At 69.4% G+C, this 11,914-nt stretch carries 10 protein-coding genes, 2 pseudogenes and 1 riboswitch; of the genes and pseudogenes, 6 read left to right on the top strand and 6 right to left on the bottom strand.

Features of this window, described 5'->3' with window-relative positions:
- Window positions 1-153 precede the first annotated feature (153 nt).
- From M1L58_RS21930 to M1L58_RS21915, 4 genes are all read right to left on the bottom strand, one after another.
- The gene (locus M1L58_RS21930) at window positions 154-468 is read right to left on the bottom strand and encodes a DMT family transporter (RefSeq protein ID WP_154884388.1); all 315 of its coding nucleotides are present in this window, start codon (window positions 466-468) and stop codon (window positions 154-156) included.
- A 10-nt stretch (window positions 469-478) separates the two neighbouring features.
- Window positions 479-546, bottom strand: a riboswitch (guanidine-III (ykkC-III) riboswitch).
- Window positions 547-661: 115 nt separating this feature from the next.
- Entirely contained in the window at window positions 662-1,633 is a 972-nt protein-coding gene (locus M1L58_RS21925; protein ID WP_248660462.1) for a carbohydrate kinase family protein, read from the bottom strand.
- 121 nt (window positions 1,634-1,754) lie between these two features.
- The gene (locus M1L58_RS21920) at window positions 1,755-2,108 is read right to left on the bottom strand and encodes a HesB/IscA family protein (protein WP_005200132.1); all 354 of its coding nucleotides are present in this window, start codon (window positions 2,106-2,108) and stop codon (window positions 1,755-1,757) included.
- A 317-nt stretch (window positions 2,109-2,425) separates the two neighbouring features.
- Window positions 2,426-3,499 carry a glycerate kinase family protein gene (locus M1L58_RS21915; protein ID WP_248660463.1) on the bottom strand — a complete coding sequence of 358 codons (1,074 nt, stop codon included), beginning with the start codon at window positions 3,497-3,499 and terminating at the stop codon, window positions 2,426-2,428.
- A 149-nt stretch (window positions 3,500-3,648) separates the two neighbouring features.
- On the opposite strand from M1L58_RS21915, the gene M1L58_RS21910 reads away from it, so the two are divergent.
- The 5 genes and pseudogenes from M1L58_RS21910 to M1L58_RS23685 form a co-directional block, all read left to right on the top strand.
- On the top strand, window positions 3,649-4,332 hold the full coding sequence (locus M1L58_RS21910; RefSeq protein ID WP_248660461.1) for a DUF3043 domain-containing protein: 684 nt from the start codon (window positions 3,649-3,651) through the stop codon (window positions 4,330-4,332).
- Window positions 4,333-4,335: 3 nt separating this feature from the next.
- Window positions 4,336-6,126 carry a nicotinate-nucleotide--dimethylbenzimidazole phosphoribosyltransferase gene (gene cobT / locus M1L58_RS21905; RefSeq protein WP_248660460.1) on the top strand — a complete coding sequence of 597 codons (1,791 nt, stop codon included), beginning with the start codon at window positions 4,336-4,338 and terminating at the stop codon, window positions 6,124-6,126.
- Window positions 6,127-6,151: 25 nt separating this feature from the next.
- Complete coding sequence (locus M1L58_RS21900; RefSeq protein WP_248660459.1) at window positions 6,152-6,937, top strand: adenosylcobinamide-GDP ribazoletransferase; 786 nt, start codon at window positions 6,152-6,154, stop codon at window positions 6,935-6,937.
- A 335-nt stretch (window positions 6,938-7,272) separates the two neighbouring features.
- Window positions 7,273-7,418, top strand: a pseudogene (locus tag M1L58_RS21895) (IS110 family transposase); the annotation flags it as partial.
- A gap of 225 nt (window positions 7,419-7,643) precedes the next feature.
- A pseudogene (locus M1L58_RS23685) lies at window positions 7,644-7,773 on the top strand (IS110 family transposase); the annotation flags it as partial.
- A 130-nt stretch (window positions 7,774-7,903) separates the two neighbouring features.
- Here M1L58_RS23685 and M1L58_RS21890 read toward each other — a convergent pair.
- Both M1L58_RS21890 and gcvT read right to left on the bottom strand, forming a co-directional pair.
- Window positions 7,904-9,010 carry a branched-chain amino acid aminotransferase gene (locus tag M1L58_RS21890; RefSeq protein ID WP_040536751.1) on the bottom strand — a complete coding sequence of 369 codons (1,107 nt, stop codon included), beginning with the start codon at window positions 9,008-9,010 and terminating at the stop codon, window positions 7,904-7,906.
- An 87-nt stretch (window positions 9,011-9,097) separates the two neighbouring features.
- A complete protein-coding gene (gcvT, locus tag M1L58_RS21885) occupies window positions 9,098-10,201 on the bottom strand; it encodes a glycine cleavage system aminomethyltransferase GcvT (RefSeq protein WP_248660458.1) in 1,104 nt (367 codons plus the stop codon).
- A gap of 88 nt (window positions 10,202-10,289) precedes the next feature.
- Between gcvT and M1L58_RS21880 the strand changes: the two genes are divergently transcribed.
- Window positions 10,290-11,843 (top strand): leucyl aminopeptidase, encoded by a 1,554-nt coding sequence (locus tag M1L58_RS21880; protein ID WP_248660457.1) that lies wholly within the window; start codon window positions 10,290-10,292, stop codon window positions 11,841-11,843.
- Window positions 11,844-11,914 lie beyond the last annotated feature (71 nt).

Below are 11,914 nucleotides of genomic sequence, written 5' to 3'. Positions count from 1 at the left end.
CCCGCTGCCCGAGGTGCGAGGAGCGCCGGCGACGAGCCTCGAAGGCCTGGTGAGCCGATCTCGCCGGCCCTTCGTGACGCGTCCTCCGCAAGCTCCGGGCGCTCCTCAGGGATCGAGGCCGAAGGCGTGCCACTCCTCACTCATGGAGCAGGGTCAGTGCGCCAGCTTCAACCCGATGACCCCGCCGACGATCATCACCAGGCACAGCGCCTGGACCAGCGAGACCGGCTGCTCACCGGTGGACATCGCGTAGACGACGGTCAGCACAGCCCCGATGCCGACCCAGACCGCGTACGCGGTACCCACCGGCAGATCGCGCATCGCGTAGGCCAGGCCGCCCATGCTGATGGCAAGGGCCACGAAGAAGACAACGGACGGTCCGAGCTTGGTGAATCCCTCGGACTTGCCGAGCGCGGTGGCCCAGACGGCTTCGAAGACACCGGACAACACCAGGATCAACCACGACATGACAGCCTCCTGTGGGCCGTCTTGTCGCACACCGGGTACAGCACCCCTCGTCCGGGAGTCCAGTAGAACGGACTCTGCCTCCACGTTGGCACACCGCCGATCCCGAGGGCAATGTCAGACCGATCACCGCCCCGGCACAACGAAAACGGGTGGCGCAGACCGTAGCCCGCGCCACCCGTTCCGAAAGAACTTCTCAGAAGGCGGCTTTGATCTCCGCTGCGGCCTCGGCGCCGTAGGCACCCTCGATGCGGGCGAGGGCGGACTCGATGTCCCAGGACCAGTCCTGCGTGGACACGGTCTCGAGCACCAGCACGGCGACCATCGAGCCGACCTGCGCGGCGCGCTCGAAGCCGAGTCCCTTGGACAGCGCGGACAGGAAGCCGGCGCGGAAACCGTCGCCGACGCCCGTCGGATCGACCTTCTCGGTCTCCGGGACCACACCGACGTGAATGCGGGTGCCGTCTCGCTCGACGATCTCGACGCCGTCCTTGCCGAGGGTGGTGACGCGCACGCCGACCATCTCGGCGACCTGCGCCTCGGACAGGCCGGTCTTCTGACGCAGCAGACCCCACTCGTACTCGTTCGTGAACAGGTAGTCGGCACCCTCGATGAGGGTCCGGGCCTGCTCACCGTCCAGACGGGCCAGCTGCTGGCTGGGATCGGCGGCGAACGGGATTCCGGCGGCCCGGCAGGCCTCGGTGTGGCTGAGCATGCCGGCCGGGTCGTCGGCGCCGATCAGCACGAGCTCCGGCGTGCCGGTCACGGCGATGACGTCGGCGAGGGAGATGTCACGGCTCTCACTCATGGCGCCGGCGTAGAACGTGGCGAGCTGCGCCATCGTCTCGTCGGTTGTGCACATGAAGCGAGCGGTGTGATGGGTCTCGGAGACCCGGACGCCTCGGCAGTCGACGCCGTTGGACTCGAGCCACTTGCGGTAGTCGTGGAAATCCGAGCCGACCGCACCGACGAGCACCGGGTTGCCGCCGAGCTGGCCCATGGCGTAGCAGATGTTGCCGCCGACGCCGCCGCGTCGGACGACGAGGTCCTCGACGAGGAAGCTGAGTGAGATGTGCTCGAGGTGATCGCCGAGCAGCTGCTCGGAGAATTTTCCGGGGAACTTCATCAGATGGTCGGTTGCGATGGAGCCGCATACAACGATTGCCACTGGCGTTCTCAGCCCTTCGGTTGGTTGGTCGGACAGCTGTTCACGCTACCCACTGCCCCGACACACGACACCGGCCGCATCCCGAATCGGGATACGGCCGGTGTCGGAAGACGTGTTCGACTCAGTTGAACGAGTCACCGCAGGCGCAGCTGCCGGTGGCGTTCGGGTTGTCGATCGTGAAGCCCTGCTTCTCGATGGTGTCCACGAAGTCGATGGTGGCGCCCTGGACGTAGGGAGCACTCATCCGGTCGACGGCCAGCGTGACGCCGCCGAAGTCCGAGGTGATGTCGCCGTCGAGGGTGCGATCGTCGAAGAAGAGCTGGTAGCGCAGACCAGCGCATCCACCCGGCTGCACGGCGATGCGCAGCGCGAGGTCGTCGCGACCTTCCTGCTCGAGCAGTGCCTTTGCCTTGGAGGCGGCTGCGTCGCTCAGGATGACGCCGGTGGCAGTGCTCGTTTCGTTCTGCACGGTCATTGATGCTCCTGTAGTGGTGTGGTCCCGGTGTGACGTGGTCCGATCTCGTCGCGGAGCCCTCTGCCCGCGCGTGATCGGGAAACACCCGCTCGCCGGGAGGTCGACCGGTTGTGCCCGTGCGTACAACCGTACTCCTTCCAGGACTATTCCCGCCCATTCGGACCTGGTTTCGATACGGCTCGTCGCACGCTCCTCGCCTACTCAACCAGCGAAGGACACGACCGCCCGTCCAACGCTCCTCGCCCACCGCGACCGGCGCTCGTTCCTGCCGGCCGAGTAGCGCCGACCGAGTGCAGCGAGGGTGCCGCGTATCGAGGTCACCCACCGCCGAAAACGCCTGCGACCGCCTCCGCGAGCTTCACGAGCTGGTTCTCGGCGTCGTTCATCGCGACCTCGACCGATCCGGCGACATCGACGATGGCGTGCGCACCCGCGATGCCGGCCTCCTCGATCTCGGCCGGGGACAGCGCGACCTGTCCCGCCAGGACCACCGTCTGCGCCCCGACACCCCCTGCGCCCGTCGTCGATGCGGCGTTGTGCAGGGCCGACACGACCTTCCCGCGGAGTGTCTGGGAGTCGAACTTGCCCTCGCCGGTGATGACGAGGTCGGCTGCCGCGACGTCGGCGTTCAGGTCGGTGGCGTCGGCGACGACGGTCGCCCCGGACACGCGCCGGCCGCCCAGCGCGAGCAGCGCAGCGCCGAGCCCACCCGCCGCTCCGGCACCGGCGTCGGCGGTGATGTCACTCCCGGCGAGCTCGTTCAAAGTGATCGACCACTCGGTGAGGCGCTTCTCGAGGAGTTCGACGGTCTCGGGGTCGGCCCCCTTCTGCGGCGCGAACACCGCCGCGGCGCCCAGCGCACCGAGCAGTGGGTTCTCGACATCCGACGCCACGACGATCTCGACCCCGGTGAGTCGCTCGCGCGCCTCATCCGGCCCGCCGAGTGCGTCGACGAGCCCCGCGCCGCCATCGGTGGTCGAGCTGCCGCCGAGTCCGACGACGAGGCGTCGGGCGCCATGCGCCAGGGCCGCCGCGACGAGTTCACCGACGCCGTGTGTCGTCGCCGCGACCGCGGTCCGCGGGGTCGGCCGGCCGCCCAGTTGATGCAGCCCGCAGGCCTGGGCGCATTCGACGTAGGCGGTCGACGACGCGGCGTCGAAGAGCCAGTGCGCGGTGACGCCGGCGCCGAGTGGACCGTGCACGTCCTCGGCGACGAGGGTGCCGAACCGTGAGGCCAGGACGTCGACGAACCCCGGCCCGCCGTCGGACTGCGGTGCGACGACGAGGGTGTCGTCGGGTCGGGCGGCCATCCATCCGCGGGCGATGGCGTTCGCGGCCACGACGGCGGACATGGTGTCGCCGAAGGAATCCGGCGCGATCAGGATATGCAAACGCCGACTTCCGTCCCGGGTCATGAGCACGAAGTATAGGAGCGCCGCCGCCACCCGGCAGGGTGACCGATTCGGGGGTCCGCGAGGGTCCACCGAAAAGCGACGACCACGCGTTTCGACCGCAACCGCGATCACCTACCCTCGTAGGCGTGAAGCTGCCATGGAAGAAGGACGAGACGTCGGAGCAATCCGGCGAGAGCACGGTGACCACGTACGCCGCCGACGATGCGGTTACCGAGGACTCCGCGCCGGCCAAGGGCAGCAAGACCACCCCCGGCAAAGGCCGCCCGACCCCCAAGCGTCGCGAGGCCGAGAAGCGCCGTGGGCCCGTCGCGCCGCCGCCGACCACCCGGTCCGAGGCCCGCGCGCGCAAGAAGGAACTGAAGAACACGCTCTCCAAGGACGAGAAGAAGCAGCTCGCCGCGGTGCGTCGCGCCAAGCGCCTCGAGCAGCGTGAGCGGATGATGGAGGGCGACGAGGCCTACCTCATGCCCCGTGACAAGGGCCCGGTCCGTCGCTACACCCGCGACATCGTCGACGCGCGCCGCAACTTCGCCGGCCTGTTCATGCCGTTCGCGATCCTGCTGATCGTGTTGATGTTCATGGTTCCGCAGGCAGCCGGGCTCACCAACCTGATCCTCGTCGCCTTCGTCGTCCTGATGGCCGTCGACGGTTTCATCCTCGGTCGTCTCGTGAATCGCCGTGTCGCCGAACGCTATCCGGACTCGCAGGACGGCGGCTTCAAGCTCGGTTGGTACGCCTTCACCCGTGCGATGCAGCTGCGGAAGATGCGTGCACCCAAGCCCTCGGTGTCGCGCGGCGACGAAGTCTGATCGATGACCGATCGCGCTACGCGCACACTCGTCCTGGGCGGTGTGCGTTCGGGTAAATCCGCACACGGCGAGTCGCTGCTCCGCGCGCACCAGCAGATCCGGTACCTGGCCACTGGTCCGGTGACCACGACCGACGCCGAGTGGACGGCGCGGGTGAACACCCACAAGCAGCGTCGGGACGCCCGCTACACCACGATCGAGACCACCGATCTCGCCGAGGCCCTCCGCGCGGCACCCGACATCCCGGCCCTGGTCGACGACCTCGGCAGCTGGCTCACCGCGCGGATCGACGCCGTCGACGGCTGGGACTCCGGTTCGGACATCGACCTCGACGCCGACATCACCGAGCTCTGCGACGCGCTGGCGGCGATGAACGCTGACGTGGTGCTGATCAGTTCCGAGGTCGGCCTGTCCCTGGTCCCCCCGACGCCGGCCGGCCGGTTGTTCCAGGACCTGCTCGGCACCTTGAACTCTGCGGTGGCACAGGCGTGCGACCGGGTGTCCCTCGTGGTCGCCGGCCGCGTGCTCGACCTGCCCGGCTCGTCCGTCGAAGACCACACCGGCGCACCGGTTTCCGCGGCACAGTCCGCGGCACAGTCCGGTCCCGCCGCCGCGCCGGTCACGACAGCACCGGTGGCGACCCCCGCCCCGGTCACGCCCGGACCGGTCGCCGAGCCCACACCCGTCACGGCGTCCGGCGAGCTCCCCGATCCCACCGACGCCGAGGTCTTCGACCCGATCACTCCACCGAGCGAGGCGGTCGCGTTCGAGGCTCGCGAACGCCAGAAGTCACTCACCAAGCCACCGGGTTCGCTGGGTCGCCTCGAGGAGATCGGGGTCTGGATCTCCGCGTGCCAGGGTCAGTGCCCGCCCGCGCCGATCACCTCGCCGAGCGTGGTCGTCTTCGCCGGCGATCACGGCGTCGCGCGGGGCGGCGTGTCGGCGTTCCCGCCGGAGGTGACCGCGCAGATGGTCGCCAATATCGAGTCCGGCGGCGCCGCAGTCAATGTCATGGCCGCACGCGTCGGCGCCTCGGTGACGGTCGTCGACATGTCGGTCGACGCCGACACCGCTCCCCACCTGTCGACCTTCAAGGTCCGCCGCAGCAGCGAGGACCTGCGCACCACCGACTCCATCACCCTCGCCGAGGCCCGCGCCGCACTGGCCGCCGGACGGGCGATCGCCGACCGGCTCGTCGACTCGGGTAGCGACCTGCTGATCGCCGGCGAGATGGGCATCGGCAACACCACCCCCGCCACCGTCCTCATCGGTGCGCTCACGCGCCGCGAGCCGGTCGAGATCGTCGGCCGCGGAACGGGTGTCGACGACCACGGCTGGATGCGCAAGACCGCCGCGATCCGCGACGGCATGCGCCGCGCCCGCAAGGTCGTGCATGATCCGCTCGCCCTCCTCGCCGCGGTCGGCGGCGCCGACCTGACGGCCACCGCGGGCTTCCTCGCGCAGGCCGCGCTCCGCCGCACGCCCGTCATCCTCGACGGCGTCGTGATCACCGCGGCCGCGATGGTTGCCAACGAACTCGCACCCGGCGCCACGCGCTGGTGGATCGCCGGACACCGCTCGGTGGAGCCCGCGCATCAGATCGCGCTCGACCACCTCGACCTCGAACCGGTCCTCGACCTGTCGATGCGCCTCGGCGAGGGCAGCGGCGCGGTCCTGGCTCTGCCGGTCGTGCAATCGGCCGCCGACATCCTCATCTCGATGGCGACCTTCGCCGAGGCCGGGGTGACCGACCGCGACGATGCGGCCGTACCCGAAGCCGCCGAGACGTCCTGACACCCATGACACGTCCGGTCGCGCGATGATCTCGCCGCTAGGGGCGGTCCGGACCGCACTGTGCTGGATGACGGTCCTCCCGGTCGGCACGGGGACCGACCCGAATGAGGCACCGGATCGCGCGGTGGGCGGTGCGGTGATGGCAGCGCTCCCTGTTGTCGGCATCGTGATCGGTGCCGCGGCCACCGCCCTTGCGTTCGGGCTGTCGTTCACAGATCTCCCCACCGCTCTCATCGGCATTCTCGTGGTCGTCCTGGCAGCGGCGCTCACGCGCGGAATGCACCTCGACGGCCTGGCCGACACCGCCGACGGACTCGGTTGTTACGGCCCGCCCGAGCGGGTCGCCGAGGTGATGCGCAGCGGGACCGTCGGCCCGTTCGGCGTGGCGACCCTCGTCCTCACACTCGGGATACAGGCCGCCGGGTCGACCGGTCTCGTCAGCCAATCACGGTGGTACGAACTCGCTTTCGCCATCGCCCTGGGGCGGCTGGGAGCCGTGGTCGGCACCCGACGATCGATCTCCCCCGCTCACCCGAACGGCTTCGGCGCCCTCGTCGCCGGTACGCAGCGGGTCTCGATCCCGGTGTGGTGCCTGGTCGCTGCCGCAGGCACGGTGCCGATCGGCCTGCGCGACAACGGGTTCGATGTCGTCGCGGTGGTGCAGGCGATCGTCGTCGTCCTCGCTGTCGTGGTCTTCGCGTGGGTGTTCACCCGGCACTGCGCGCGGCGCATGGGCGGGCTCAACGGCGACGTCCTGGGGGCCACGATCGAACTCGGCGTCGCCCTCGCGCTCGTCGGCTTGCTGGTCTGAGGATTCAGAGCTCCCTTGCGCGGGCGCGACTTCTGCTCCGCGAGGTGCGAACGCAACCCCCTCAGCTCCCCGAGGTGCGAACGCGACCCCCTGAGCTCCCTTCAGTGTCAGGGTTGTGGAGCCACGTAAGTGGTGATCGGGTTTCGTCCATCAGGTGTTCGGCTCACCTGCTCCCTGCCACCCCTGCGGGTTTGGCGTTGCCTCATCGTGCCTGCATCTGGTGTGACGGACCGGTCGGCGTGACTTGATAGGAGCGTGGCAGCGCCCCTCCACTGAAGAATGTCCACCGACCGGCCCGACTGTCCGCCCACTCCCGTGACCGGAAGGCAAACTCCCTGATCGTCATTGGTGCTGATGTTCACAAGCGCTCCCACACCTTTGTCGCCGTCGATTCCGTCGGCCGCGCACTCGGATCACAGTCGTCCCTGCAACCACTACGGGCCATCTCAAGGCGGTGCGTTGGGCCCACACCTTTTACGGTGTCGCAGCGGAGGGGGTGCCGTTCCCAACGCCGGTCGGGGCTCGACGGCCGACGATCAGCAATATGTTTCGCTGGGCGAAACCTATTGCCGGCGACTGCGACCTCGCTCGCCTTTCGGCGGACTGCTGCGTGAAAACTCGTCCCGCTCAGGGGTGTCCGAGGGCAATGTGCCCTCGGAGGCACCTCAGGGGGACGAGATTTTCGACGCTTGCGGAGGTCGCGGAGGTGTTGTGGCCATCGAGGACTGCCGCAACAGGTCCGCCGCCTCGAACGTGACCTGCGTGGTGCCCACCAAGAAGTCGTGCGGGTCACGCCACGCTTGATGGCTGAGCATCGCCGCACAGGGCGCCGTCGCTCCCCGATAGTGCGAGCGCAGCGAGCCACGAAGGGCCGGCGACGTCATGTCACCAAGCCTTCGTGGCTCGTCGCTTGCGCTCCTCGCTCCTCAGGCAGCGAGTGGGTGGCTCGGCCTGGGTGAGTCTCGCTCAGGCCCGGTAGAGCTCCGTCATCCATCCGTGGGTGTCGGCGAAGGTGCCGCGCTGGATGCCGGTGAGGGTGTCGCGGAGGGCCTGGGTGACCTCACCGGTCTGACCGTTGTTGATCGTGTAGTCCTCGCCCACGCCCTTGACGTGACCGACCGGGGTGATCACCGCGGCGGTGCCACAGGCGAAGACCTCGGTGATGTCGCCCGAGGCGACGCCCTTGCGGAGTTCCTCGGTGGTGATCTTTCGTTCCTCGACCGCGAAGCCGGCGTCGGTGGCCAGCGTCAGCAGCGACGAGCGGGTGATGCCCGGGAGGAGCGAACCCGACAGTTCCGGGGTCACGAGGCGGGCGTCGGCGCCGGAGCCGAACACGAAGAACAGGTTCATGCCGCCCATCTCCTCGATGTAGCGGCGTTCGATCGCGTCGAGCCAGACGACCTGATCGCAACCCTGCTCGGTGGCCTGACGCTGCGCCAGGAAGGCCGCGGCGTAGTTGCCGCCGCACTTGGCGAAGCCGGTGCCACCGGGAGCGGCGCGCACGTACTCGGTGGACAGCCACACGCTCACGGGCTTGATGCCGCCGGAGAAGTAGGCGCCGGCCGGCGAGGCGATGACGGAGTAGATGTACTGCGACGACGGCGCATTGACGCCGAGGCCCGCCTGCGAGGCGAACATGAAGGGCCGCAGGTACAGCGCCTCCTCACCGCCTGACGGCGGAACCCATGCGTTGTCGGCATCGAGCAGAGCCTTCAGCGACCCGATGAAGTCCTCGACCGGGAGTGCCGGCATGGCGAGCCGCTCGGCGCTGCGCTGCATCCGCTCCGCGTTGGCCTCCGGACGGAAGGCGGCGATCGAACCGTCGGGCTGACGGTAGGCCTTGAGACCTTCGAAGACCTCTTGACCGTAATGCAGCACCATCGCCGAGGGATCCAGCGCGATCGGTCCGTACGGCCGTACCTGCGCGTTGTGCCAGCCCTTGTCCGCGTCGTAGTCCACCATCACCATGTTGTCGGTGAAGTGGCGGCCGAATCCCGGGGCGGAGAGAATCTCCGCGCGACGGTTCTCCGACACCGGATGGGGATGCTCGGTACGGTTGAACTCCAAGGTCATGCGGCCCATGGTACCGCTGGCCGCAAAAGCATTTCCGCGGCCGTCCGATGCGTGTGAGCCGGCGCATGGACCGGCGTCACATCGCGGTCAGACGTGCGAGGGCACGAACGGCGGGATGACGACCTCGCAGGTGAGATCGCGGCCGCGCACGTCGACGACGACCTGGTCGCCCTTCTTGACACCCGACGCGGTGTCCAGCAGCGCGAGCGCGATTCCCTGCTTGAGGGTCGGCGAGAACGTGCCCGAGGTGCACACCCCGATCCTCGTGTCCCCCAACTTGACCGCGCAGTCGGCGCGCGGCACGCCGCGGCCGGTCGCCTTGAGTCCGTAGAGGCGACGCGCCGGGCCGGCCTCCTTCTCGGCGAGCAGGGCGTCGCGTCCGAAGAACGACGGCTTGTCCCAGCCGACCGCCCAGCTCGACCGCGCTTGGACCGGGGTGATCTCGGGGCTGAGCTCGTGGCCGTGCAGGGCGTAACCCATCTCGGTGCGCAGGGTGTCGCGGGCACCGAGGCCGGCGGCCTGCCCACCTGCCGCGGTGATCGCCTCGAGCAGCACGTCGAAGACCGCGCCGGCGTCGTCCCAGCGGGGCAGGATCTCGTAGCCGCGTTCACCGGTGTATCCGGTGCGGCACACGCGGACCGGCTTGTCGCCGTCGGCGGTGGACAGCTCGGCGTCGGCGAAGGCCATGTACTCCATGTCGGCGGGCAGGCCGAGTCCTTCGAGGACCTCCGGCGAGCGCGGGCCCTGCACGGCGAAGACCGCGAAGTCGCGGTGCTGGTCGGTGATCGAGATCCCGTCGGGCGCAACGGCCGACATCTGCGCAACGACGCTCTCGGTGTTCGCGGCGTTGGGGACGAGGAACACCTCGTCGTCGCTCACGAGATAGGTGATGAGGTCGTCGACGACACCACCGGATTCGTTGCAGCACAGCGTGTACTGCGCCTTCCCTGGAACGATCTTGCCGAGATCGTTGGTGAGGGTCGAGTTCACGAACGCGGCGGCGCCGGGACCCGACACCAGCGCCTTGCCCAGGTGGCTGACGTCGAAGATCGCCACGGCCTCGCGGACCGCGGTGTGCTCGGCGACGGTGCCCGCATACGACACCGGCATGTTCCAGCCGCCGAACTCGGCGAAACTCGCACCGAGTGCGGCGTGACGGTCGGCGATGGGTCCGGCGAGGAGTTCACTCATGGCCCATACGGTATCGGGCCGCACCCGCCGGCCGGGCCGGTCCCGCGGCCGCCGCCGACATCCGGCGCGCTGTGGCAGAGTTGAGCGGGTGAGCAAGAACGACACCGTCGACCGCGTACGCGGCCCAGAATTCGACCTGTCCACCTCGATCGGCAAGGGCGACGCCGCCCTGGTCATCGGCCTGATCGGCGCGCCCGACGCCGACGAGAAGGCCGACGGCAAGGGTGACTCCACCGCCGAGCCGACGCTCGCCATCGGCGACGGCGTGCTCGACGACGCCCAGGCCGCAGCGATCACCGCCGCGCTGACAGCCCTCGGCGCCACCGGGAAGCACGGCGAGGTCACCCGCCTGGCCGCACCCGAGTCGCTGCCCGTCGACCTCGTCGTCGCGGTCGGCCTCGGCGACGCCGACAACCTCGACGACGCCGACCAGGTCCGTCAGGCCGCCGGCATCGTCGCCCGCGAACTCGACGGCCTCGAGTCGGTCGCGACCACCCTCTCGTCGGTCCACCTCGCCGCCGCCGCGGAGGGCCTGTTCCTCGGCGCGTACCGGTTCGACGAGTTCCGGTCGGAGTCGTCGAAGCCGAAGAAGACTCCGCCGCAACACATCACACTGCTGGTGGAGTCCAAGTCCAAGGAGGCCAAGGCCGAGCTCGACCGCGCGATCGCAGTCGCCGATTCGGTTGCCATCGCCCGCGACTTCGTGAACACCCCGCCCAGCCACCTGTTCCCGGAGGAGTTCGCGGCCCGCGCCCGCACGCTCGGCTCCAAGGCCGGCCTGAAGGTCGAGATCCTCGACGACAAGGAACTCGAGGCGCAGGGTTACGGCGGCATCATCGGCGTCGGCAAGGGTTCCTCACGTCTCCCCCGCCTCGTGCGCCTGACCCACACCGGCAAGAAGGCGTCCAAGAAGGTCGCCCTGGTCGGCAAGGGCATCACCTTCGACACCGGCGGCATCTCCATCAAGCCGGCCGCGAACATGGACCAGATGACCTCGGACATGGGTGGTGCGGCCGCGGTCATCGCCGCGACCATCCTCGCCGCCCGCCTCGACCTCGATGTCTCGGTCACCGCGACCGTGCCGATGGCCGAGAACATGCCGTCGGCGACGGCCCAGCGTCCCGGCGACGTGCTGACCCAGTACGGCGGACGCACGGTCGAGGTCCTCAACACCGACGCCGAGGGCCGGCTGATCCTCGCCGACGCGATCGTGCGCGCGGCCGAGGACGACCCCGACTATCTCATCGACACCGCCACCCTGACCGGCGCGCAGATGGTCGCGCTCGGCACCCGCACCCCGGGCGTCATGGGCACCGACGAGTTCCGCGACCGGGTCGCCGCCCGGTCGGCTGATGTCGGCGAGAACGCCTGGGCCATGCCGCTGCCCGCCGAGCTGCGCGCGGACCTCAAGTCCCGGGTCGCCGATCTCGCCAACGTCACTCCGCACCGTTGGGGCGGCATGCTCGCCGCGGGCATCTTCCTCAAGGAGTTCGTGCCGGAGGACGTGCAGTGGGCCCATATCGACATCGCCGGCCCGGCATTCAACACCGGCGGCCCGTGGGGTTACACCACCAAGGGCGGCACGGGCGTACCCGTCCGCACGATCGCAGCCGTCCTCGAGGACATCGCGGCCAACGGCTGACATGTCGTCCCGCCGACGGTTGAGAATCGTTACCCGCGAGTACGAGCCGAATCCGGTCGGCGAAGCGGCGT

Origin of the sequence: Gordonia sp. C13, from assembly GCF_023218005.1 — a bacterium.
GTDB lineage: Bacteria > Actinomycetota > Actinomycetes > Mycobacteriales > Mycobacteriaceae > Gordonia > Gordonia namibiensis.
The sequence above is the reverse complement of the archived record's forward strand: the minus strand, read 5'-3'. Positions and strand labels throughout refer to the sequence as shown.